The organism is Pseudomonas sp. SJZ074 (assembly GCF_007828215.1).
Lineage (GTDB): Bacteria > Pseudomonadota > Gammaproteobacteria > Pseudomonadales > Pseudomonadaceae > Aquipseudomonas.
Window position 1 is genome coordinate 304385 of sequence record NZ_VIUE01000003.1, and the last position, 24739, is coordinate 329123.

At 62.4% G+C, this 24739-nt stretch carries 20 protein-coding genes; all 20 read right to left on the reverse strand.

The features are described 5' to 3' along the window. Window positions 1–27 precede the first annotated feature (27 nt). The 20 genes from gspM to FBX99_RS05955 all read right to left on the reverse strand — a co-directional run bounded on the left by gspM (window position 28) and on the right by FBX99_RS05955 (window position 24739). Window positions 28–483: a type II secretion system protein GspM gene (gspM, locus tag FBX99_RS05855; protein WP_144927914.1), complete on the reverse strand. Its 456-nt coding sequence runs from the start codon at window positions 481–483 to the stop codon at window positions 28–30. Then, the gene (gene gspL / locus FBX99_RS05860; protein ID WP_145130910.1) at window positions 483–1583 is read right to left on the reverse strand and encodes a type II secretion system protein GspL; all 1101 of its coding nucleotides are present in this window, start codon (window positions 1581–1583) and stop codon (window positions 483–485) included. Before gspL ends, gspM begins: the two co-directional genes overlap by 1 nt. Continuing rightward, on the reverse strand, window positions 1583–2428 hold the full coding sequence (locus FBX99_RS05865; RefSeq protein ID WP_145130912.1) for a general secretion pathway protein GspK: 846 nt from the start codon (window positions 2426–2428) through the stop codon (window positions 1583–1585). Before FBX99_RS05865 ends, gspL begins: the two co-directional genes overlap by 1 nt. Continuing rightward, window positions 2425–2958 carry a type II secretion system protein GspJ gene (locus FBX99_RS05870; protein WP_144927905.1) on the reverse strand — a complete coding sequence of 178 codons (534 nt, stop codon included), beginning with the start codon at window positions 2956–2958 and terminating at the stop codon, window positions 2425–2427. The genes FBX99_RS05865 and FBX99_RS05870 overlap by 4 nt, the downstream gene beginning before the upstream one ends. Continuing rightward, window positions 2951–3334, reverse strand: a complete 384-nt coding sequence (gene gspI, locus FBX99_RS05875) for a type II secretion system minor pseudopilin GspI (RefSeq protein ID WP_145130914.1) — start codon at window positions 3332–3334, stop codon at window positions 2951–2953. Before gspI ends, FBX99_RS05870 begins: the two co-directional genes overlap by 8 nt. Then, window positions 3327–3794 carry a type II secretion system minor pseudopilin GspH gene (gene gspH / locus FBX99_RS05880; RefSeq protein ID WP_144927900.1) on the reverse strand — a complete coding sequence of 156 codons (468 nt, stop codon included), beginning with the start codon at window positions 3792–3794 and terminating at the stop codon, window positions 3327–3329. Before gspH ends, gspI begins: the two co-directional genes overlap by 8 nt. Before the next feature lie 2 nt (window positions 3795–3796). Further along, a complete protein-coding gene (gene gspG, locus FBX99_RS05885; protein ID WP_145130916.1) occupies window positions 3797–4252 on the reverse strand; it encodes a type II secretion system major pseudopilin GspG in 456 nt (151 codons plus the stop codon). A gap of 3 nt (window positions 4253–4255) precedes the next feature. After that, window positions 4256–5464 (reverse strand): type II secretion system inner membrane protein GspF, encoded by a 1209-nt coding sequence (gene gspF, locus FBX99_RS05890; protein ID WP_145130917.1) that lies wholly within the window; start codon window positions 5462–5464, stop codon window positions 4256–4258. 4 nt (window positions 5465–5468) lie between these two features. Next, the gene (gene gspE / locus FBX99_RS05895) at window positions 5469–6941 is read right to left on the reverse strand and encodes a type II secretion system ATPase GspE (RefSeq protein WP_144927891.1); all 1473 of its coding nucleotides are present in this window, start codon (window positions 6939–6941) and stop codon (window positions 5469–5471) included. Beyond that, window positions 6938–8854 carry a type II secretion system secretin GspD gene (gspD, locus tag FBX99_RS05900; RefSeq protein ID WP_178111843.1) on the reverse strand — a complete coding sequence of 639 codons (1917 nt, stop codon included), beginning with the start codon at window positions 8852–8854 and terminating at the stop codon, window positions 6938–6940. The genes gspE and gspD overlap by 4 nt, the downstream gene beginning before the upstream one ends. An 8-nt stretch (window positions 8855–8862) precedes the next feature. Then, window positions 8863–9378, reverse strand: a complete 516-nt coding sequence (locus FBX99_RS05905) for a type II secretion system protein N (protein WP_144927885.1) — start codon at window positions 9376–9378, stop codon at window positions 8863–8865. A gap of 66 nt (window positions 9379–9444) precedes the next feature. Continuing rightward, window positions 9445–10911 (reverse strand): N-acetylglucosamine-binding protein GbpA, encoded by a 1467-nt coding sequence (gene gbpA, locus FBX99_RS05910; protein WP_144927882.1) that lies wholly within the window; start codon window positions 10909–10911, stop codon window positions 9445–9447. A 345-nt stretch (window positions 10912–11256) separates the two neighbouring features. Then, window positions 11257–12324: a uroporphyrinogen decarboxylase gene (hemE, locus tag FBX99_RS05915; protein WP_144927879.1), complete on the reverse strand. Its 1068-nt coding sequence runs from the start codon at window positions 12322–12324 to the stop codon at window positions 11257–11259. Window positions 12325–12448: 124 nt separating this feature from the next. After that, window positions 12449–13867 carry an FAD-dependent oxidoreductase gene (locus FBX99_RS05920; protein WP_039592434.1) on the reverse strand — a complete coding sequence of 473 codons (1419 nt, stop codon included), beginning with the start codon at window positions 13865–13867 and terminating at the stop codon, window positions 12449–12451. 124 nt (window positions 13868–13991) lie between these two features. After that, entirely contained in the window at window positions 13992–18440 is a 4449-nt protein-coding gene (gltB, locus tag FBX99_RS05925) for a glutamate synthase large subunit (RefSeq protein WP_144927876.1), read from the reverse strand. 350 nt (window positions 18441–18790) lie between these two features. Next, complete coding sequence (locus FBX99_RS05935; protein ID WP_144927873.1) at window positions 18791–20362, reverse strand: AAA family ATPase; 1572 nt, start codon at window positions 20360–20362, stop codon at window positions 18791–18793. Between the two features lie 10 nt (window positions 20363–20372). Beyond that, the gene (gene aroB / locus FBX99_RS05940; RefSeq protein WP_047700487.1) at window positions 20373–21473 is read right to left on the reverse strand and encodes a 3-dehydroquinate synthase; all 1101 of its coding nucleotides are present in this window, start codon (window positions 21471–21473) and stop codon (window positions 20373–20375) included. Window positions 21474–21622: 149 nt separating this feature from the next. Then, window positions 21623–22141, reverse strand: coding sequence for a shikimate kinase AroK (aroK, locus tag FBX99_RS05945; RefSeq protein WP_041020548.1), 519 nt, complete (start codon window positions 22139–22141; stop codon window positions 21623–21625). A gap of 4 nt (window positions 22142–22145) precedes the next feature. Then, complete coding sequence (gene pilQ, locus FBX99_RS05950; protein WP_145130921.1) at window positions 22146–24218, reverse strand: type IV pilus secretin PilQ; 2073 nt, start codon at window positions 24216–24218, stop codon at window positions 22146–22148. Further along, window positions 24215–24739, reverse strand: a complete 525-nt coding sequence (locus tag FBX99_RS05955; protein WP_371921420.1) for a pilus assembly protein PilP — start codon at window positions 24737–24739, stop codon at window positions 24215–24217. Before FBX99_RS05955 ends, pilQ begins: the two co-directional genes overlap by 4 nt.

The following is a 24739-nucleotide window of genomic DNA, read 5'->3' on the forward strand; positions in this document are numbered from 1 at the left end:
GGATATGATGGACACCTGTCCAGCCAATCATTGACGCAACATCACCCGCGCTTCCAGCACGCCATCACGGGTTTCCAAGGCCAGCGATCGCACGACCGCGCCGTCCCGCTCGTGACGATCCAACCAATGGAGCAATGGATTGGCATCGCCCGTGACGGTCAGCCGCAACGCATCGCCCTCGATCTCCATTTCGGCTATTTCCAAGCCCGCCGCGGTCGCACTGTCGTTGACTCGTACCGACAACGGACGCAGCGCGGCGCCGGCATCCCGGTCGGGCTCGGCGCGCTGGATTCGTGCAGTCAGTTGCACCTGTTGGCGGTACTGTCGCTCAGCGATCTCCAGGCGTTGACGGGTGGGTTGCCAGACCGAGGTATAACCCACGACCACCAGGACCAGCCCGGCGAGGCCCAGCAACAACCGTTGCTCGCGGCAGGACATGCTTTCCCAGGCCTGCTTCAGGTGTGTCCATCCATTGAGGCTCATCAACTGTCCTCCAGGGTAAGCGTCGCCTGTACCCGGTTGTTGTGCTTGCTGGCGCTGCCCAAGGTGAGCGGCAGACCGTTTTGCTGCCCGCGCTCACGCAGTTGCTCAAGTTCGATGAAGCTGTTGGCGGTCAGCTGGATTTTCCAGCCTTCTTGCTCGCGAAACTCAATGTGCTGTACCTCGACATGGCTGGCGCCAACCACCTGTTCCGTCAGGCGGACCAGCCGAGCGACCTGGGTGAGCGGATTCTCAACACGGCGCTGCTGCAATGCCTGGAACTGAGCTGCCAGGTCAACGACAGGATCCTGTCCGGGATACAGCGACTTGAATTGCTGTTCGGCTTGCACATGCAGACGGCGGGTTTCGTTTTGCAGAAAACCGATGCGAACTTCAGTGAACGCCCAGGCAAGCAGGAACATGCCCAGCGCGGCCGCCGCCGCACCGCGCCAGGGTAGACGCTGACGCCGCCGGAACTCGCCCTGCAGCAGATCGATGGGATGCCCCTCGTTGCTCAGTAGCCACTCGTCGATGCCAGGGCGGTCGGTGGCCTCGTCCAGCCAGTGGATGTCTGCGGACAGGCTCGGCTTGAGTGTTGCCAAGGCTTGGGCCGACAGCGCCATCCGCGCCGGCAACGCCCCGCCCAACAGCCAGCGGCCGAACCAGCGCACCCCGAAAGCCTTGTCCTCGGCGATCAGCTCGGCATCGACATGTATCGCTCGTGCATCGATGCCATGTTCGTCGAGCAACGCCAGCAGCGCCTGGAACCGGGCCCGCTGGATCACCAGCAGCGGATAGCGCTGCTGACGGTCCCGTAGACCGATGCCGATGTGCAGCACCTCCAGGTTCTCGCTCAACTGCTCTTCGATGGCGAATGCCAGGGCCTGAGATCGGGGCTGGCGTCGAGAGGGCCAGGGATCGCTGCGCATCCAGCTGCACATTTCCATCGGCAACAGGACATCGACGAGCCGCCCGCTCAACTCGCGAGCGGCTTCGTGCAAAGGCAGGCAACGGCGTTCACCCGAGGGCGACCACACACAACAACGCCAATTCGCACTTGGGATGCCCATGCCTTCGGCGGTCAGGTAAAGCCAGGTTTTCATCAAGGAAGCTCACTGGAGTTGATGGGTAAGAAACGGCGCTGACGAATATTCCACTGCCCCGTCACGGGATCGCGTTCGATGTCCGAGGCCAGGCGCAGGTGACGGTCCGCGTGAGTCACGCTCACGGTGATCCGGAACCAGCGGCTGCTCACACCCAGGCCATGGCTGCTCAGGCCCAGGCCGGACAACAACGGGTCACTGGTGAAGGCCTGGACACTCGTGTAGGGAGTGTCGGCACGCCGCGCAATCACGGCGTTTGCAGCGCCGGCATCCATGCCGTCCAGGGTCATCAGGACACGCTGCGGTGCGGTATTGATATTCAGCTGCGCGTCCATGGGCAACACCGCCACCCAAGGTTCCAGGCGTTGCAGGGTCTGACCGTCGATACCCGGCAACAGACGCAACTGACTCAACTCCTGAACGGCGCCGACCTGGGGCAACAACAGCTCCGGTAAATCCAGCAGGCTGAGCAACCGGGCCCAGCGTCCCAAGGTCACTTGATCGACTTGCCCGCGGGCCAACAATGGACTGAGGTTCAGGCGCCCGGACAGGTCTTCGATATCGACCTCGATCCCGGCGTCGTCCAGCGTCAGGACAGGCGCCAGCCGGGCCCAGTCCTGGCTCAGGCCAATGTGCCCGGCCTGGGTGTTCACGCTGTCTTCCAGCACTGCGTGCGCCCAGGCCTCAGCGGCCAGGCCCAATTGGCGCAACTGGACCTGCTGCAACTGCTGCGCGCTGCTGCTCAACAACAGGCGATGGCTGCGCAGCATTCCACCGACCAGCAGCAACGCCAGACTCAACACCAGCAGCATACTGATCAATGCCACCCCACGTTGATGCGTCATGGCAACACTCCCGGCAACAGCAGCACCCGACGGATCTGTTCGAAGCGCCCTGCCGATACATTCAGTTCCAATGCCAGCGGCCAGTCGTCGCCCGCGGTTTCGCCGTGCCAACCCCGTTGCGGGTCAAACAGGCGCCAGCTCAAACTGCGTACATCATCGAGCAGTTTCTGCCGCTGCACGGTGGCCGCTCCCTCGCCAAAGCTGTCGCGCCACAACGCTGCGTCTTCGAGTCGATAGCTCACCATCTGCCGTTCGCTGCGGGGCTGGTCCAGCGGATTGCGCCAATGGCTACGCTGCAATTGCAGTTGCCCCGGCGCGAGCACGACGGACCCGGCCACGGCCTGCCATACATCGCGCTCGATCACGCCCACGGCGCGCTGCAACGCCCTGATGTCCCGCTCATGCTGACCAGCCCCTTGCTGAGTACGCACGACGGTGTCGAACAGACGCCAACCGGCGAGGCCGAGCAGCGCAAAGAGAGCGATGGCGATGACCAGTTCAAACAAGGTGAACCCCGACTGTCTATTCATGACGATTGCGGATCCACCCGGTCATTTGATGTACGGCGGACGAGCCGCCGGCGCAACTGACCTGGATCTCGACTTGAAGCAGACGCGGGTCGCGGACCGGGACAATGCGCTGTTGCAGCGTCCAGTCGCGACGATCCAGAGACCGGGTCAGCTGCTGTCGGCCCGGTGCAGTGGCGGCTTGCAGGCGCAGCTCGCTCAACTGGTTGTCGGCCAGCCAGGCACCGAACAGACGGTCCTCGAGCGCGACACTTTGTCTGAGCACGAATTGGCTGGCCGACAGCGCTGCAGCTGCCACCGTGGCAAAAATCGTCAGGGCGATCATGACCTCCAGCAAGGTAAATCCCTTGCAAGCGGCCGGTCCGCGAATCTCACTCATCGATCGACGGCTCCGCCAGTCCATCGCTCGACACCCGCGCAATCCGCTGACCGGCGACTTTAACCAGCAACCTGAACGGGCTGATCTCATCGCTGCTGAGCATCAGCAATTGCGGTGCGCCTGATGTCTCGTCGAGGCCCCAGGCGTGGCCGTCCTGCTCCAACCCGAATGTCATGCCTTCAGGTAACCGGTGCATGGGCGCCACCGCGGTCCAGCTCCGGGCATCGAGTCGCAATGCCTGATAGCCACGAGGCTGTACCCGCACACCGTATTCCAACCCATCCAATACCGCCCGCTCGCGCAACTGCTGCACCACACCAATGAAGTCCTGGGCTTGCTGCCGGGCCTCACGCGCCGGGCTCGGCCCGATGGCGAGGCTGACCATGCCCGCCAACACGCCGATCAGGACGATGACCACCATCAACTCCAGCAGGGTGAAACCCCGACAGCGACGGTGCATGCTCATTCGCTCCAGTTGCCGATGTCGGCCGCCGCGCCGTCACCGCCCGGTTCGCCATCGGCCCCCAGCGAGTACAGGTCGTAGCTGCCATCGGCGGCCTTGAGACCAGGGTTGAGATACTGATAGGGCGTGCCCCAGGGATCGATCGGCAGGCTTTTCAGATAGCCCTGGGGGTTCCAGTTTCTTGCCGCCGGCGTGCCGGACGGACGTTTACTCAGTGCCTCCAGACCCTGCCGGGTCGAGGGATAATGGAAGTTGTCGAGCCGGTACATTTCCAGCGCGGTGGAAATCGCCTGGATATCGGTGCGGGCGGCCGTGACCTTGGCTTGATCGGGTCGGCTCATGAATTGTGGCACCACCATGGCGCCCAGCACGCCGATGATGACCACCACCACCATGATTTCGATCAGCGTAAAGCCGCGTTGTAGCCGTGCGGACCGGTTGTTTTGAAGTTTCATCGATCAGTTCACCAATTGGTTGAGGCTCAAGATAGGCAGGAGAATGGCCATGACGATCAGCAGCACAACGCCGCCCATCACCACCAACATGGCCGGTTCGAAAAGGCTCACCACCAGCGCGATCCGCGCCGCGAGGCTGGCCTCCTGTTGTTCGGCGGCACGGGCCAGCATGCGATCCAGTTCGCCGACCCGTTCACCGCTGGCGATCATGTGCAGCATCAGCGGCGGAATATCACCGCCGAGTTCCAGGCCTCGGGTCAGGGTTCCGCCCTCACGCACCGAACGGGCGACATCGGCCATGCGGGCGCGGATAGTCAGGTTGCCGATGACCTGTGCGGCGATGTGCAAGGCCTCGACCAGGGGCACGGCGCTTTGGCTCAGAATCGCCAGGGTGCTGGCGAATCGGGCGGCTTCCATCGCCCGTAACCCGTCGCCCAACAACGGCAACCTGAGCAGCAGACGATGCCAGCGCAGGCGCCACAGCGGTTGGCGCAGGCTCCAGCGCCACAACCCGAGCCCTCCGACCAGGGCCATGAACATCAGCGCCCCATAGCGGCGCAACCCATCGCTCACCGCGATCAGCGTCTGGGTGAGCCAGGGCAATCGCTGGCCACTGTCGATGAAAATCTTCACCACGTCCGGCACCACATAGCCCAGCAGGAAAGCGACAATCGCAACGCAGGCCAGCAGCAGAATCAGCGGATACACCAGCGCCAACTGAATGCGCTGGCGAGACGCCTGGCGCGCCTGGGTATAAGTCGCCAGCTGCTCCAGCACCTGACCCAGATGACCGGACTGTTCGCCCGCCGCGACGGTGGCGCAGAACAGTTCAGGAAATGCCTGGGGAAACGCTTTCAGTGCCGTGGCCAATGCGTGGCCTTCCATTACCCGCGTGCGCACCGCCGACAACAGGTGGACGACGCGACGCTTCTGGCTCTGTTGCGCCACGGCCCGCAGGGACTCTTCGAGGGGTAGCCCGGCCTGGATCAGCGTGGAGAGCTGCAACGTCAACAACGCCAGGTCGGCCGAGCTCAGACGCCCTCCGACGAAGCCCGCGCCCAGGGTGGCTTGCGCCTCGCCCTCGCGCAGCTCCCAAGGCAGCAACCCGCGTTCGCGCAATAACTGACGGGCATGACGGGCACTATCGGCCTCCACCCGCCCCTTGCAGCGCCGCCCTTGGGCATCCTCGGCCCGATAGTCGAAAGTCGGCATCGCGCTAATCCTCCTGAGTGATGCGTAGCAGTTCATCGACACTGGTCAGGCCTTCCAGGACCCGCTGGCGCCCGTCCTGGAACAGGCTGCGGGAGGTCTTGCGCGCCTCGGCCGCCAGCGCCGGTTCGGCAGCCCCCTGGTGAATCAGTTGCGACAACGGGCCGCTGACACTGACCAGCTCATAAATGCCGAAACGCCCCCGGTAACCTGCCTGGCATTCATCGCACCCCCGGGCCCTGAACAGCCGAGGTCCAGCCTCGGCCTCGAGCCCGAGGCGCCGACAGGTGGCGGCATCGGCGACATAGGGCGTCTTGCAGGATGGACACAGGGCTCGCAACAACCGTTGAGCGACAATACCGGCCAGGGACGAGGCCAGCAGGTAGGCGTCCACGCCCATGTCCACCAGCCGCGTGATCGCGCCGACGGCGCTGTTGGTATGCAGGGTCGACAACACCAGGTGACCGGTCAGGGAAGCCTGGACCGCGATTTCGGCCGTCTCGCGGTCACGGATCTCGCCCACCATCACCACATCCGGGTCCTGGCGCAAAATGGCTCGCAGGCCACGGGCGAAGGTCATGTCGACCTTCTGATTGACCGGCATCTGGCCGATGCCCGGCAAGTGGTATTCGATCGGGTCTTCGACGGTGAGGATGTTGCGGCTCTGGTGGTTGAGGCTGCTGAGCGCCGCGTACAGGCTGGTGGTTTTCCCCGAGCCCGTGGGGCCGGTCACCAACACGATACCGTGGGGTTTGGCGAGCAACCGACGCAGGCTCGCCAGGGTATCGTCCGGCAGGCCCAGGCGTGGCAGATCCAGGCGCCCGGCCTGCTTGTCGAGCAGGCGCAACACCACTCGCTCGCCATGGGCCGACGGCAGCGTCGAGACCCGTACATCGACCTCATGCCCGGCCAGCCGCAACGCCATCCGACCGTCCTGAGGCAGGCGTTTTTCAGCGATATCCAAGTGCGCCATGACCTTGATCCGCGAGACCAGCAGGCTGGCCAGCTCACGGCGCGGACGCAGCATTTCCCGCAGTTGGCCGTCGACCCGCATGCGGACCGACAGGTATTGCTCGTAGGTTTCCAGATGCACGTCCGACGCCTGTTCGCGGACCGCTTCGCTGAGCAGTGCGTTGATCAAGCGGATGATCGGTGCATCGCCCTGCTGCTCCAGCAAATCGGCGGTCTGTGGCAGCTGATCAGCCAGGCTGAGCAAGTCCAGTTCCTCGTCCAGCCCTTGAGCCACCTGTTCGGCAGCGCTCTGGCCCTGGCGATAGACACAGGCCAGGCGCGTGGCGAATTGCGCAGGTTCCAGCACCTGGATCGGCAGTTCCCGACCACATCGCCGGCGAACCTCAGCCAGCGCAGTCAGCGGCGTATCGCAACGCATCACCAGACTCGCGGTCGCCCCTTCGCCGTCCAGCAGCACGCCGTGGCGCCGGGCAAAACCAAAGGGCAGCGGGGCCAGGGACTCGCTCACAGATTCCCCCGATTCTGCAGCAGCGGATCTGTCGACGACGGCTCCATGGAGGACTCGAACAGCTGGCGAGCGTCGCGGGGCAGCAACAGCGAATTATTCTGCCGCGCGCCCGGCTTGCTCAATTCCCGAAGCGCGTCGTAGCGCTGGCGACTGACATCCGCGAGGTCTTCCTTGCCGCGCACGATGGTCGGCCGCAGAAACACCATCAGGTTGCTTTTGGTCTGGGTGTCGCGGGTCCAGCGAAACAGCGCACCCAGGTACGGAATGCTGCGCAACAGCGGAACGCCGCTTTCCTGGGAGCGGACATCGTCGCGGATCAGACCGCCGATCACGATGATCTCGCCGTCGTCCGCCAGGATCGTGCTCTTCAGGGCACGCTTGTTGGTGATCAAGTCCGAGGAATCCACGCCAGCAACAGACGGGGCGATGTCCGAGACTTCCTGCTGGACCTCGAGACGCAAGGAGGAACCCTGGTTGATGTAGGGCTTGATCTTGAGGCTGATGCCGACGTCCTTGCGCTCCACCGTGGTAAAGGGATTGTCCGCACCGCTACCGCTGGTGGAGTAAGAGCCGGTCTTGAACGGCACGTTCTTGCCGACCATGATCTCCGCCTCCTGGTTATCCAGAGTCAGCAGGCTGGGCGTAGACAGCAGGTTGCTGCGGGTATTGCTCGCCAGGGCCGATATCAGCGCACTGAAGCGATCGCCGCCCAACCGCAGGAGTACGCCATCGACGTCCTTGGGGTTCAGCTCGCCGATGATCGGAGTGTTGGTTCCCGAAAAATTGATGACCCCCTCCGCGCTGCCACTCTTGATCCCCCACTGCACCCCCAGCGCTTCGGCTATGTCTCCGGAAATTTCAACGATGGCGGCATGGATGAGCACCTGGGCCCGGGGTTGGTCCAACTCCCGGACGATATTTTCGATGGTGCGGACCTGGGCCGGTTCGGCGATCAACACCAGGGCATTCTGGCTTTCGTCGGCCTTGATCATGAACGGGTTGGCGGCAGTGCTTTCCCGGAGACCGGCCTGGGTCGGTGCGGCCTTCTTGTCTTGCCCGACGCCTTCCAGCACCTCGGCCAATTGCTTGGCATCGCTGTGGCGCAGGCGGATGACCCGCGCAGTGTCCTCGGCTACAGAGGCCGGAACGTCCAGGGTCCGGGCCAGCTCGGACAGGCGCTGACGCACCCGCGGTGCGCCGATGATCACCAGGCGATTGCCGCGCGCGTCGGCAATCACCGAGCCGGCGGTATCGCCCTCGCGCTTACTGCCGGAAGCTTCCAGGATCGACGCGACATCCCCCGCCCTGGCATGACGCAACTGCACCACCTCATGATTGCGGTTGCGTCCCGAGTCCAGCTGCTGCGCGACCCGGGTGATGCGCTGCACATTGGCGGCCGTGTCGGTTACCACCAGCGCGTTGGAGGAAACCGAAGGCCCGATGTAGCCCGCGCCCGATACCAGCGGGCGGATCAGTCCGGCAACGTCGGCCGCAACGGTCGACTGCAAGTCGATGACCCGAGTGACGAACTGCGAGGGTGCCGGGTCCTTCGTATCGTCGGCACCGGCCCGGGTCCTGCCATCGGCAACCGGAGTGATCAGGATCCGCTCGCCTTCATCGATCACGGTGAAGTTGTGGGCATCGAGTACCGAATAAAACAACCGCCGCACGCCTTCGCGATCCAAGGCTTCACGAGACATGACGGAGATGCGCCCTGACACCCTCGGATCGAGCACTACGGTCTTGCCCAGGATTGCGGATATTTCTTCGACCACGTCGCGCAATTCGGCATTGTTCATCGCCAATTGCCAACGCGCCTCCTCGGCCCGCGCCACGTCGGCAAACACCCACGGACAGGACACGACAAGACAGAGCAACACGTGGGAAACACGGCTGCGGATAACGCTGTTCATCAATTCGATCACTCTGAATGCCCGGCCACCGGGCGTATGTATTGCGAGGAATAGGCTGTTGCAGGGCGCTCATCTTCGAGACCCACCCGGCGCAGCCAAGGCTTTGCCTCTTGTTTCAGGGCCAGGCGTTCTTCACGCCCGTTGCGCCACAACGTCACATGATCGGCCTCCACCCGGCGCAGCACGCTGCCACTGGGCAGGCGCTCGCCCACCCGGTAGATGCGCGCGCCCGCAGCGTCAGCCAGCAACGCCCGCGACAAGCCCTGGGCGACGACAAAACTGGCTTGCAAGGTCATCGTCTCGGTGCTGGGTGCATGGACGCCTGCAGGCGTGAGGCCGAGCACGGTCGCCACGGCTTGGACGTTGGGCGAGCGGTCAACCGGAACGGCCGGCGACTCGGCGACCACCGGTACTTCATGATCCAATGCCTGGCGAAAACGCCACTCCTGCCCGGCCAGGAATACGCCATGCAACAGCGGCACGAGCCACAGTGCGTGCCGTGCGAAAAAATAACTTGAATGCATCACCGCGCTCTCGCTTGAAGACGCCAGGCAACCCCTACGGATTGCCTGGCGTCGTCCTGTCAGGACTTACAGCTTGTCCCAGGCGCTCTGCCAGGAAGCACCGACCCCGGGCTCGAAACCGTTCGCCGTCGGGCTGTACTGCTTGCAGTAACCGGACGCGGGGAACGGCTTGCACTCGAAGACCTCGTTGGTCTTGGGCTGCAGCACCTTGGTACCGGCGGTGTATTCACCGAGGTTTTCAGGGAATACGAAATCGTATTCGACGTCTGCGCCCTCGCCGGTCAGGGTGACACTGCGAGTCTCCTGGCGCGTGGTCCGCCCGTCCTCGGTGGTACCCACCAGCGTCAGGGTGTGGACACCCGGGGCACTGCGCACGTCCATGCTCAGCCCGGTGTTGCCTTCACCTGCGGATTGGCTCACAACCCCGACCGGCTTGTTCTTCTCATCGAGCAACGTGGCTTCCAGGTTCATCCTGCGGTTTGTCTGCGCAGCGAACGTCATGTTGACGCGGCCCTTGTCGAGTACATATTCCGGTTGCAGGGAAGCAATCGTCATGCTGGCGCCAGCGTCTTCCTGCATATCCAGTTGCACTTCATACCGGCTTACGCCGCTTTCTTTCTGGGCATACAGATTGTTGGTACCTCGAACCGGGGTGATATTGCCCTCATCGTCGCGAATACCCGCACGAATCAGCGGATGGGCCGTGTTGATCGCTTCGGCCAGTTTGAACGACCAGTTCTCAGGCCGGCCTTCCTCGGCGGAGTCAATGCCGATAGTCACGCTGTAGGGGGGATTTTCGCCAGTGGCGGAGAACGCCCGCGCCTTGACCTTGTCACCCACCAGCAATGGGGTCGACGACGCAATGCTGCCCACCGGCGACCAACCGCCCGGCAGCGCGGCTTCGGCGAGGATGTTCACATCCGCCGGGTCGTAGAATGCATTGTCAGTGTCCCCCACCGTCCAGACCGCCAGGATTACATGATGTCCCGTCTTGCTGTCGGGTATGACGCAGTTGTGCCTGTCACCCGGCTTCGGGGTCTGGTTGCCGCCATCCACGGTACAGAACGGCGTACTGTCGAACGAAGCACGCTTGAGCGCTTCGTTCGGGTTCCAGCCATCGCGGGTAATGAAGTATTCATGCCGGGTCGCCGGGTGTACGGCGGTATATTGCCACTGGAAAGCGATGTTGCGATCGCGGATCTCGGTCAGGTGCCAACGCGTGGCCGACTGCGCATCGAGGGCGGAAAACAGCGGGTGACCACCGCTGGCAATTTTTCCGTCGATGGGCCCTTGCAGGGGAGCACCGCCCGCTCCGTTGGGGAATCCCTTGAAGGTTTCACCCGTGCTCTGGGGCTCGAATTGCGCACCACCGCAGTTCTGGTTTTCACCTTTCTGGCACAACAGAGCACGCGAAGGCGGAACCTCAAGGAAGCCATGGGCAAGCGTTCCCTGGGACACCATCAAGCTTGATAGGAGAACTAAGGAAGAAGCACATCCCTTTAGTATCGTGCTCTTGTTGAAGTTGTTTTTCATATAAGTTCCAGACTAGTCATTCGAGATTGGGAAAGACGTATCACCGTCGTCTTGAAAGGCAAGCAGGAGTGCTCAGCACCGTACCTCTCAAGCGCCGAACCTTATCGAAAACTTAAAACTTGCTATGTAGGGTAAATCTCTCTAGATAGAAGGAAGGATCTCTGAATCTGTTTTTCTTACATGGCGAAAGAAACTTCTTACACATAAGACGCTAACCAGCATAAACAACAAACACGCTGGCTTTAATAACCGGCTAGTTGACGTTGAATAGATAAACAGCACACACAAAAAAAGCCTGTCCGACACAGGGCCGGACAGGCTTTTGGGCGGGATCCGCGCAGGCTGCTAGGCGTGATATTGCGCCGACAACTCATGCACCGCCCGCAGGAATGCACCAGCATGTTCCGGATCGACTTCCGGGGTAATGCCATGGCCGAGGTTGAACACATGACCGCTGCCCTTGCCATAACTGGCGAGGATACGCCCGACTTCAGCGCGGATGGCTTCAGGCTTGGCGTAGAGCACGGTGGGGTCCATGTTGCCTTGCAGGGCGACCTTGTGACCGACACGCTCGCGGGCATTGCCGATGTCGCAGGTCCAATCCAGGCCCAAGGCGTCGGCACCGGCCTCGGCGATGCTTTCCAGCCACAGGCCGCCGTTCTTGGTGAACAGGATCACCGGGACTTTGCGACCCTCATGCTCGCGGATCAGGCCGCTGACGATCTTGCGCATGTAAGCCAGGGAAAATTCCTGGTATGCCGCCGCCGACAGGTTGCCGCCCCAGGTATCGAAGATCTGCACCGCTTGTGCACCGGCCAGGATCTGGCCGTTGAGGTAGGCCGTCACCGACTGCGCCAGCTTGTCCAGCAACAGGTGCATGGCTTGCGGATTGTCGTAGAGCATGGCCTTGGTCTTGCGGAAATCCTTCGACGAGCCGCCTTCGACCATGTAGGTGGCCAGGGTCCACGGGCTGCCGGAGAAGCCGATCAGCGGCACGCGACCGTTGAGTTCGCGGCGGATGGTACTGACCGCGTCCATGACATAGCCCAGGTCCTTCTGCGGATCGGGAATCGGCAGCGCTTCGATATCGGCCAGGGTGCTGACGACTTTCTTGAAACGCGGACCCTCGCCCGTCTCGAAGTACAGGCCCTGCCCCATGGCGTCGGGAATGGTGAGGATGTCGGAGAACAGGATGGCCGCGTCCAGCTGCGGGTAGCGATCCAGCGGTTGCATGGTCACTTCGCAGGCGAACTGGGCGTTCATGCACAGGCTCATGAAGTCACCGGCCTTGGCGCGGCTGGCGCGGTACTCCGGCAGGTAGCGGCCGGCCTGGCGCATCATCCACACAGGGGTAACGTCTACGGGTTGCTTGAGCAGGGCGCGCAGGAAACGGTCGTTCTTCAGGGCAGTCATGTCGGCATCCGGAAAAAAAGTGCGGGCATGGTCTCAAAAGACAGCGGCAAGCGGCAAGCTACAAGCCGCAAGTTAAAAGCAAGAGAGCTTCAATCTTGCAGCTTGCAGCTTGCCGCTGGGGTCTTTAGACCCCCAGATAATCCAGGATCCCTTCCGCCGCATTGCGGCCTTCGAAGATCGCCGTCACCACCAGGTCGGAACCACGGACCATGTCGCCACCGGCGAAGATCTTCGGGTTGCTGGTCTGGTGCTTGTACTGGCCTTGTTCCGGGGCAACGACGCGGCCCTGGCTGTCGGTCTGGATGCTGAACTGCTCGAACCATGGCGCCGGGCTTGGACGGAAGCCGAAGGCGATGACCACGGCGTCGGCCGGGATGATCTCTTCGGAGCCGGGGATCGGCTCGGGGCTGCGGCGGCCACGGGCGTCCGGCTCGCCAAGACGGGTCTCGACCACTTTCACGCCTTCGACCTTGTCTTCACCCACGATGGCAATCGGCTGGCGGTTGTAGAGGAACTTCACGCCTTCTTCCTTGGCATTCTTCACCTCTTTGCGCGAGCCGGGCATGTTGGCTTCGTCACGACGGTAGGCACAGGTCACCGACTTGGCACCCTGGCGGATCGAAGTACGGTTACAGTCCATCGCCGTATCGCCACCACCGAGCACCACCACCTTCTTGCCCTTCATGTCGACGAAATCTTCCGGCGACTTTTCAAAGCCCAGGTTGCGGTTGACGTTGGCGATCAGGAAGTCCAGCGCGTCATACACGCCCGGCAGGTCCTCACCGGCAAAACCGCCCTTCATGTAGGTGTAGGTGCCCATGCCCATGAACACGGCGTCGTATTCTTCGAGCAGTTGCTCCATGGTCACGTCCTTGCCCACTTCGGTGTTCAGGCGGAACTCGATGCCCATGCCGGTGAAGACTTCGCGACGGTTGCTCAGCACGGTCTTTTCCAGCTTGAACTCGGGGATGCCGAACGTCAGCAGACCACCGATTTCCGGGTTCTTGTCGAACACCACCGGGGTCACGCCGCCGCGCACCAGCACGTCGGCGCAACCCAGGCCCGCCGGGCCCGCACCGATGATGGCCACACGCTTACCGGTTGGCTTGACCTTGGACATGTCCGGGCGCCAGCCCATGGCGAACGCGGTGTCGGTGATGTACTTCTCCACCGAACCGATGGTCACCGCGCCAAAACCGTCGTTCAGGGTGCAGGCGCCTTCGCACAGGCGATCCTGCGGGCACACCCGGCCGCAGACTTCCGGCAGGGTGTTGGTCTGGTGGGACAACTCGGCGGCCTGGAGGATGTTGCCCTCGGCCACTAGCTTCAGCCAGTTGGGAATGAAGTTGTGCACCGGGCACTTCCATTCGCAATACGGGTTACCGCACCCCAGGCAGCGGTGGGCCTGGTCGGCCGACTGCTGGGGTTTGAAAGGCTCGTAGATCTCGACGAACTCTTTCTTGCGTTGACGCAACAGTTTCTTCTTCGGATCCTTGCGCCCGACATCGATGAACTGGAAGTCGTTATTCAGACGTTCAGCCATTGTTAAAACCTCATCACAGCAGCTTCAAGCTACGAGCTTCAAGCTGCAAGAAAATCACTGTGCAGGCACATCGCGCACTGCTGTTAGCTTGCGGCTTGTAGCTTGCCGCTTGCAGCTGCGTCGTTTACTGCGGGTTGGCACGAGTGCTGGAAAGCAACGACTTCAGGTTGGCAGCCTTCGGCTTGACCAGCCAGAAACGACGCACGTAGTCATCGAGGTTTTCCGCAAGTTCACGACCCCACTCGCTGTCGGTTTCCTCGACGTACTCATCCAGCACGCGTTGCAGGTGGCTGCGGTAGGCTTCCATCGCCTCGCCGCTGATCCGCTGGATTTCCACCAACTCGTGGTTAACCCGGTCAACGAAGCTGTTGTCCTGGTCGAGCACGTAGGCGAAACCGCCGGTCATGCCAGAGCCGAAGTTGTAACCGGTCTTGCCCAGCACGCAGACAAAACCACCAGTCATGTATTCGCAGCAGTGATCGCCGGTGCCTTCCACCACGGTGTGGGCCCCGGAGTTACGCACGGCAAAACGCTCGCCCGCGGTGCCGGCGGCGAACAGCTTGCCACCCGTGGCGCCGTACAGGCAGGTGTTGCCGATGATGGCACTGTTCTGGGTCTTGTAGACGCTGCCCTTGGGCGGAACGATGACCAGTTTGCCGCCGGTCATGCCTTTGCCCACGTAGTCGTTGGCATCGCCTTCCAGGTACATGTTCAAGCCGCCGGCGTTCCAGACGCCGAAGCTCTGACCGGCAGTGCCCTTGAAGCGGAATGTGATCGGCGCCTGGGCCATGCCCTGGTTGCCGTGCTTGCGGGCGATTTCGCCGGAGATCCGCGCGCCGATGGAACGGTCGCAGTTGCAGATGTCCAGGCTGAACTCGGCACCGCTCAGGTCGTTGATCGCCGAAGCGGCCATGTCGACCATCTTCTCGGCCAGCTCGCCCTTGTCGAACGGCGGGTTGCGGTCGACCTGGCAGAACTGCGGCTTGTCTGCCGGGATCAGGTCGCTGCCCAGTAGCGGAGTCAGGTCCAGGTGATGCTGCTTGGCGGTCTGGCCTTCGATCACTTCCAGCAGATCGGTACGGCCGATCAGCTCTTCGAGGGAGCGCACGCCCAGCTTCGCCAGCCACTCGCGGGTTTCTTCGGCCACGTAGGTGAAGAAATTCACCACCATGTCCACGGTACCGATGTAGTGGTCCTTGCGCAGCTTCTCGTTCTGGGTCGCCACGCCGGTGGCGCAGTTGTTCAGGTGGCAGATGCGCAGGTACTTGCAGCCCAGGGCAATCATCGGCGCGGTGCCGAAGCCGAAGCTCTCGGCGCCGAGGATGGCTGCCTTGATCACGTCGAGACCGGTTTTCAGGCCACCGTCGGTCTGCACCCGGACCTTGCCGCGCAAGTCGTTGCCGCGCAGGGTCTGGTGGGTTTCCGCCAGGCCCAGTTCCCACGGTGCGCCGGCGTACTTGATAGACGTCAGCGGCGAAGCGCCGGTGCCACCGTCATAGCCGGAAATCGTGATCAGGTCGGCATAGGCCTTCGCCACACCGGCGGCGATGGTGCCCACGCCGGCTTCCGCGACCAGCTTCACCGAGACCAGTGCCTGCGGGTTCACCTGCTTGAGGTCGAAGATCAGTTGCGACAAGTCTTCGATCGAGTAGATGTCGTGATGGGGCGGTGGCGAAATCAGAGTCACGCCGGGAACCGCGTAGCGCAGCTTGGCGATCAGACCGTTGACCTTGCCGCCGGGCAGTTGGCCGCCTTCACCAGGCTTGGCGCCCTGGGCGACCTTGATCTGCAGCACCTCGGCGTTGACCAGGTACTCCGGCGTCACACCGAAGCGGCCGGTGGCAACCTGTTTGATTTTCGAGCTCTTGATGGTGCCGTAGCGCGCCGGATCCTCGCCGCCTTCACCGGAGTTGGAACGCGCACCTAGGCGGTTCATGGCTTCGGCCAGGGCTTCGTGGGCTTCCGGGGACAGGGCGCCAAGGGAAATACCGGCGGAGTCGAAGCGCTTGAGCACCGATTCCAGCGGTTCCACTTCGCTGATGTCCAGCGGGGTATCGAGGGTCTTGACCTTGAGCAGGTCGCGAATCATCGACACCGGGCGATTGTCCACCAGCGCCGTGTATTCCTTGAACTTGCCGTAGTCACCCTGCTGCACAGCGGCTTGCAGGGTGTTCACAACATCCGGGTTGTAGGCGTGGTATTCGCCGCCGTGGACGAACTTCAGCAGGCCACCTTGCTGGATCGGCTTGCGCGGACTCCAGGCTTCGGCGGCCAGGGCTTTCTGCTCGGCTTCGATGTCAACGAAACGCGCCCCCTTGATGCGGCTCGGCACGCCACGGAAGCTCAGCTCGCAGACTTCTTCGGACAGGCCGATGGCCTCGAACAGTTGCGCACCGCGGTACGAGGCGATGGTCGAGATGCCCATTTTCGAGAGGATCTTGAGCAGGCCCTTGGTGATACCCCGGCGGTAGTTCTTGAACACCTCGTAGAGATCGCCCAGCACTTCACCGGTACGGATCAGGTCGCCGAGCACTTCGTAGGCCAGGAACGGATACACCGCCGAGGCACCGAAACCGATCAGTACCGCGAAATGATGTGGATCGCGGGCGGTGGCGGTTTCGACAAGGATGTTGGAATCGCAGCGCAGGCCTTTCTCGGTCAGGCGATGATGCACCGCCCCCGTAGCCAGGGATGCATGGATCGGCAACTTGCCCGGCGCAATGTGACGGTCGCTGAGCACGATCTGGGTGCGACCGGCGCGCGCGGCTTCTTCAGCCTGATCGGCCACATTGCGGATGGCCGCTTCGAGGCCGACGCTTTCGTCGTAGTTCAGGTCGATGACCTGACGCGCGAAGCCCGGACGGTCAAGGTTGGTCAGCGAACGCCACTTGGCCGGGGAAATGACCGGCGAGCTGAGGATCACCCGCGAGGCGTGCTCCGGCGACTCCTGGAAAATGTTGCGTTCAGCGCCCAGGCAGATTTCCAACGACATCACGATCGCTTCGCGCAGCGGGTCGATCGGCGGGTTGGTCACCTGGGCGAACTGCTGGCGGAAATAGTCGTATGGCGTGCGCACGCGCTGCGACAGCACCGCCATCGGCGTGTCGTCACCCATCGAGCCGACCGCTTCGTAGCCCTGCTCACCCAACGGACGCAGCACTTGGTCACGCTCTTCGAACGTCACCTGGTACATCTTCATGTACTGCTTGAGCTGATCGACGTCGTAGAAAGCCGAGCCGTGGTCGTTGTCTTCCATGGTCGCCTGGATGCGCAGGGCGTTCTTGCGCAGCCATTGCTTGTATGGATGACGGGACTTGAGGCGGTTGTCGATGGCGTCGGTGTCAAGGATCTGGCCGGTTTCGGTGTCCACGGCAAAGATCTGGCCCGGGCCCACGCGGCCCTTGGCAATAACGTCTTCGGGCTGGTAGTTCCAAACGCCGATTTCCGAAGCCAGGGTGATGAAACCGTTGGTGGTGGTGACCCAGCGCGCCGGGCGCAGACCGTTACGGTCCAGCAGGCACACGGCATAGCGACCATCGGTCATGACGATACCGGCCGGGCCGTCCCACGGCTCCATGTGCATGGAGTTGTATTCGTAGAACGCCCGCAGGTCCGGGTCCATGGTCTCGACGTTCTGCCACGCTGGTGGAACCAGCATGCGCACGCCACGGAACAGGTCGATGCCACCGGTCACCATCAGTTCGAGCATGTTGTCCATGCTCGAGGAGTCCGAGCCCACGCGGTTGACCAGCGGGCCGAGCTCCTCGAGGTCGGGCATCAGGTCGTTGGCGAACTTGGTGCGACGGGCCAGAGCCCAGTTACGGTTGCCGGTGATGGTGTTGATCTCGCCGTTGTGGGCGAGGAAGCGGAATGGCTGCGCCAACGGCCATTTCGGCAGGGTATTGGTGGAGAAGCGCTGGTGGAACACGCAGATCGCGGTTTTCAGGCGCTCGTCGCTCAGGTCCGGATAGAAGGCGGTGAGGTCCGCCGGCATCATCAGGCCTTTATAGATGATGGTCTTGTTGGAAAAGCTGCAGATGTAGTGGTCGGTGTCGGCGGCGTTGGCCACGGACGAGCGACGACGGGAGCTGAACAGCTTGATCGCCATTTCCTGGTCGCTCAGGCCTTCGCCGGCGATGAACACTTGTTCGATCTGCGGCAGGCGCGCCAGGGCCAGGCTACCGAGGACACTGGTGTCGATCGGCACTTTGCGCCAGCCGACCAGTTGCAGACCGGCGGCCAGGATCTCGCGGTCCATATTCTCGCGAGCGGCCTGGGCCTTCACCGGGTCCTGGTTGAAGAACACCATGCCTACGGCGTACTGCTTGGGCAGGGTGACGCCGAACGTTTCCTGGGCAATGGCACGCAGGAACTCATCAGGCTTTTGAATCAGCAAGCCACAACCGTCACCAGTCTTGCCGTCGGCGTTGATCCCACCACGGTGGGTCATGCAGGTCAGGGCCTCAATGGCCGTTTGCAAAAGGGTATGGCTAGGCTCGCCCTGCATGTGGGCTATCAGGCCAAAACCACAGTTATCCTTGAATTCATCTGGTTGGTACAGACCTGCTTTCATAGACACTTTCTCACCAGGCTGCCTCTTTTCGAGACAAATTTCTTTTCAATTCAGCCAGTTGCATGTCGCGCCGAACGTACGCCGGCTTTGCGGGGGCAAAAGGGAGGTCATTGTACATGCCGACACAGACGCCCACAAATTTGACGACGAAACGTCGCAAATTCATGTCGCATTTGTGAAAGGTTTAAAGCTATATGCTGTGCTAGTCAAAACTTTTTTGGGTTCGACCGCTACGACTCAAACGCTACTGTGACGCAGACACCACAAGGCGCGCGGCCTGACAGGTCGCTCGCTCTTGCGGAAATGTTGAGGTTGCCGGGAGAGGCGGCCTGGGTAAGGCCGCCGAATCTTCAGCGGGTTGCAGCCAGTTCCTGTTGGACGCTGGCGACAGTGCGAGGCCAAGGTTTACCAGCCTGAACCTTCGCTGGCAAGGCCTTGATAGCGGAAACAGCTGCATCACGGTTGGCAAAACTGCCATAAGTGATGACATACAGTGGCTTGCCGTTGAGGACTTTCTTGAAATAACGATACTCGCCGCCCTGCTCCTTGACGAAGTTCTGCGCGGTGGCTTCGGAGCTGGTGCCGAGAATCTGTACGACGTAGTTGCCCGGTGCCTGACCGGCATACCAGTTGCCACCCGCGGCCTTGGCCGGTGCTGCAGGCTTGGCCGCCGGGGCAGGTGTCGGCTTGGCGGCCGGCGCCGGGGCAGGCTTGGCCGTCGCCACCTGGGTCGGCGCCGGGGTCGGCTTGGCGGCCGGAGCAGGCGTGGGTGTCGGAGCCGGACCGGCAGGCACGCCCTCAGGCGGCGCCGTGGTGGTCACGGTCGGCGGCGTGTCGCCGTCGTCGATCGGTGGCGCCGCGCCATCGTCGCCCTCGGTGATTCCACCGGCGGCTTCAGCCAATGGCCCGCGCATGACCGGTTGCGACTGGCCGACCAGCGGCAGCGGCATCGGCTGGGTGCTGCCGGCAAATTCCACCGCTGGCGCACCGCCATTGGGCTTCGGCGCCCCCTGGCCGAGGGGCAGTTGTGCCTGTTCGTTGGCAGGCGCGCCGGTCGTCGGCGCCTTGTTGCGACCCGGCATCAGCCAGGCCGCGACGACCGCGACCACGACGACGGCGGAAATCGCCAATACGTGTTTCTTCGGCATGTTGAACCCCATGGTTGGACGCTTCACCGCTGAGCGGCTGGCAATCATGACTTCGATCAAGGCATCACGAGCGACCTGGTTGATGTTGCCAGGCCAGCCGCCGGAACCTTCGTGAATCTCAGAGATCTGATCGGCGGTAAAAAGTTCGATACCCCGACCCGCGCCTTCAAGACGCTGATCCAGGTATTCGCGGGTCTCTTCTTCGGTGTAGGGCGCCAGCTCGATGATATGGAAGCGCTCTTCCTCGAGCTCCAGCTGGTCCAGATCGGCGATCAGCGACGACTCGCCAAACAGGAACACATGGGGACGCCCTTCAGGCGCACCGGCCGCCAGCGCCAGCAGGGCCTCCAGGGCCGACTCGTCGAGCTGCTCGGCGTCATCCACCAGCAGATAGACCTCCTGCCCGGTCAGCGCCAACTGGACGATCTGGTCGAGAATCGCGCCCACTTCGGCCTGGGCCAGGTTCAGCGCCTGTGCGACCTGGCGCAACACACCGGCGGCATCTCCGGCACCACGGGCCGAGACCACCACGCTTTGCACCGACTGTTTGTTGGTGCTGGCCACCAGCGCCTGGCGCAGCAAGGTCTTGCCACTGCCCTGAGGACCGGTGACGACCAGCAGCAATTGGCTGTAGCGCGCCAGGTGATGCAACTGACCCAGCACCGGTTTGCGCTGGGCCGGGAAAAACTTGAAGCCGGGGACCCGTGGAGCGAAGGGGTCGTGACTCAATTGGAAATGGCCGAGGAAAGCCTCGTCGGCATGCAAACTAGTCATCGGAATCTCATTAACCTTTAAGCTGAGCCAGGGCGTGGTAATCCGCGCCCAGCGTGGCCTGTAGAACCTCTTTCGGATAATCGTCGGTCACCACCGCTTCGCCCATGCGGCGCAGCAGCACCAGACGCAGACGACCATCGATCACTTTCTTGTCGATTGCCATGTGTTCGAGGAAATCGGCCTCGGTCATTTCCTCGGGAGGCACCACCGGCAGCCCGGCGCGCTGGAAGAGACGAATGCCGCGATCACGCTCTTGCTCGCTGATCCAGCCCAGGCGCGCGGACATTTCCAGGGCCATGACCGTACCGGCCGCTACCGCCTCGCCATGTAGCCAGACACCATACCCCATGTGGGTCTCGATGGCGTGCCCAAAGGTGTGGCCCAGGTTGAGCGTGGCCCGTACACCCGACTCCCGCTCATCGGCTCCGACCACCGCGGCTTTGGCCGCGCAGGAGCGCTCGATGGCGTAGGTCAGGGCTGCCTGGTCCAGCGCCCGCAGGCGATCGACGTTCTCTTCGAGCCAGCCCAGGAACGGCTCGTCGCAGATCAGCCCATACTTGATGACCTCAGCGAGCCCTGCGGACAGCTCACGGGACGGCAAGGTATTGAGGGTAGCGGTATCGATCAGCACCACGTTGGGCTGATAGAAAGCGCCGACCATGTTCTTGCCCAGCGGATGGTTGATCCCGGTCTTGCCGCCCACTGACGAGTCGACCTGGGACAGCAACGTGGTAGGGATCTGGATGAAGTCGACGCCGCGCTGGTAGCAGGCCGCGGCAAAACCGGCCATGTCGCCGATCACCCCACCGCCCAAGGCCACCACCGTGGTGCGCCGGTCATGCCGCGCGGTCAGCAGGCCGTCGAAAATCAGTTGCAGGGTTTCCCAGTTCTTGAACGCCTCGCCGTCTGGCAACACCACGGAAATGACCGAGAAGGCCGACAGACTGCGGGTCAGGCGCTCCAGATACAAAGGGGCGACGGTTTCGTTGGAGATGATCGCCACTTGCCGCCCGGCGATATGCGGCACCAGCAGTTGTGGCTGGTCCAGCAAGCCTTCGCCAATGTGAATCGGGTAGCTGCGCTCGCCCAGGTCAACCTTTAGTGTCTGCATGTGTCCCCACGGTCAAAGATGGAATCAGGCGTCCTGCCTGCAGTTAACGAAAAGTCCACGGTGTCTGCTCTGACGCCACTCGACGGCCATCTGCTACATCCGGGCGGATGACGGCGAGACGCCGAGGATAGCGCATTTCCCGTGGTGCATTAACGGGGAGGCAGTTGCTGCAGACGTTCGAGAATCTCCAGCACTACCATCCTCGGGGGCCGTTCGTCGGTTTCCACCACCAGATCGGCGATCTCCCGGTACAGCGGATCACGCAGCTCCAGCAGGTCCCGCAGGGTCTTGGCCGGATCGGCGGTACGCAGCAGCGGACGGTTGCGGTCCCGGGCGGTACGACCGACCTGCTGTTCGACGGAGGCGTGCAGGTAGACCACCCGTCCGCCGGCATGCAATTCCCGACGGTTGGCTTCGCGCATCACGGCGCCGCCGCCAGTGGCCAGCACCACACCTTCGAATGCGCACAGCTCAGCGATCATCGCCTGCTCGCGATCACGAAAGCCTGGTTCGCCTTCCTTGTCGAAAATCCACGGGATATTCGCGCCCGTGCGCAATTCAATTTCCTTGTCGGAATCTTTGAACGGCAGGCGCAGCTCTTTGGCCAGCAAACGGCCGATGGTGCTTTTTCCAGCGCCCATCGGCCCAACAAGAATCAAATTTCGCACAGAATCAACGACTCACAGCAATCGCCTGGTTGTTCATGATACGCGGAGTGAGGAATACCAGCAGCTCGGATTTTTTCTCCGAAACCAGATCACGCCGGAAAAGGCGGCCAAGATACGGCACATCGCCAAGAAATGGCACCTTATCTACAACCTTGCTCTGAGTATTTGAGAAAACCCCGCCAATCACAATGGTCTCGCCGTCATTGACCAGCACCTTGGCGTTGACTTCGTTCTTCTTGATCGGTGGCACCTCCTGCACCTTGTTCAGGTAGTCCGGTTCATCCTTGGTGACCTTGACCTCCATGATGATGCGGTTGTCCGGGGTGATCTGCGGGGTCACCTCCAGCGACAACGAGGCTTCCTTGAACGACACCGAAGTGGCCCCACTGGAACTGGCTTCCTGGTAGGGGATTTCCGTGCCCTTGAGGATTTTTGCAGTCTCCTTGTCCGACGTCACCACCTTGGGCTGGGAAACGATTTCCCCATTGCCGGTTTTCTCCATGGCCGTCAGCTCCAGGTCCAGCAATACGTTGTCGGTGATGAACGCAATGCCAATGCTCGAGGTATTGCCCGTCGCGCCCATGTCGACGAATGGCTGGTTGGTGCTGGTACTGCCCGGCGTGCCGATAGTGGTGGAGCTGCCGGTGGTCACACCGGAAGAGTTCCAGTTGCCCTGGTTCTGCACCGAGCCGCCCCAACGCACGCCCAGACTCTTGTCGTAATCGACGTTGGCCTCGACGATCCGAGCCTCGATCATCACCTGGCGCACCGGAATATCCAGCTGCGCCACGATACGGCGCAATTCGTCGAGGCGGTCCTGGGTCTGGTAGGCAATGATGTTGTTGGTTCGCTCATCCACCGTGATCGTGCCGCGTTCATCGGCTTTCGCCTCGGCGCTGGTCACCGACTGGAACAGCTTGGCGATGTCCGCCGCCTTCGCATAGTTGACTTGCAACAGCTCCCGCCGCAGCGGCGCCAGGTCGGCAATCTGCTTCTGGGACTCCAGTTCCTGGCGCTCGCGGGCCGCAATCTCATCGGCGGGGGCGACCAGCAACACATTGCCGACCTTGCGCTTGTCCAGCCCCTTGGTCTTCAGCACCAGGTCCAGCGCCTGGTCCCACGGAACATTCTGCAACCGCAAGGTGATACCGCCCTGCACCGTGTCGCTTGCCACCAGGTTCAGGTTGGTGAAGTCGGCAATCAGTTGCAGGACCGAGCGCACTTCGATGTCCTGGAAATTCAGGGACAGCTTTTCACCGTTGTAGGCGGCACGGTCAGTGTCGCGCTTGCGCAAGTCCTCGACCGTCATGGGCCGGACGCTGACGGTCAGTTTGTTGTCGGTCTGGTAGGTCGAATAATCGAAGGTACCGCCGGGCTCGATGCTGATGGTGGCCCGGTCGGAGCCGGCGCTGGCGTTGACGAACTGCACCGGGGTGGCGAAGTCCTTGACGTCCAGGCGCACCCGCAGTGGTTCAGGCAATTGGGTTCTGGCGAAGTTGAGAATGATCTTGCCTTCCCTCTCCTGGATATCCGGTGCGATGGAGGGGTCCGACAGGTCGATCACTACATTGCCTTCACCCTGGGTCCCGCGCTGAAAGTCCACGCCACGGATGGCCCTGCCCACCGGCGCGTTGCTCCTGGCAGGCACCACCCCGGCCGCCGCCGGGCGCGGGGCCTGGGCGGCACTCCTGGGCTCCGCGCCCTTGCCGACCACCACGAACAGATTATTGCCCTCGACCCGAGCGTTATACGGCACCAATTGGGTGAGGCCGATGATCAACCGGGTGCGGTTCCCCGCCTCGACCACCGTGGCGTTGCGCGCATTGCCGCTGCCAAGGTCCTGGGTCTTGCGCGCCAACTGGTTGGTCACCCCTGGCAGGTCCAGGGCGATCCGGGCCGGTTGTTCGGTGGTATAGCCCCGCGGGGTGGGGGGTGGCCCGTCGAAAGTGAGCTTCAACTCGACCCGGCCCCCCGGCAAAGCCGCGACATCCAGCGTCTTCAGGCTCGCCCCAAGCACCATCGGTGACATCAGCGCCATCCATAGCGAAACACCGAAGGCGGTAAAAATCCTGTTCATTGTTCGAGTTCCACTGAGTGCTCTTTCAAAGGAATGGTCCGTGGTCGCTCCAGCCAGGCACCTTCGCCATCGGGAACGATTTCGACCACATCGACCTGGGTGGCACCGATGGCGACGATTCGCCCGTCATTGCGCCCCAGGTAGTCACCGACCTTGAGCCGGTGCACCCCGCCCGCACCGCGCAGCAGCGCATAGGCGCCACTGGCATTGGCGATCGTGCCAACCATTTCAAACTGTTCGATGTTGAAGCCTTCGAGGTATTGCTTGACCCGGTTCGGATCGGGCTGGACATTGCGCGAACCTTTTTGCCGCTCAGCCTGATCCACCCGGACCTGCCGTGAGAACGGGCTGCGCAGGTCGGATGCGTTGTAGGTGAAGGTTTCGTTTGGCCTGAAGGTCGGCGTCGGCTCGATCTTGCCGGGCGGACGCAACCGCACTTCATTCATGTAGGCGTCCAGGTCCTCGAAGCCAGTGTCGTTGTTACAGCCGGTCAGCACCACCAGCCCCGCCAGCAGGCCCAT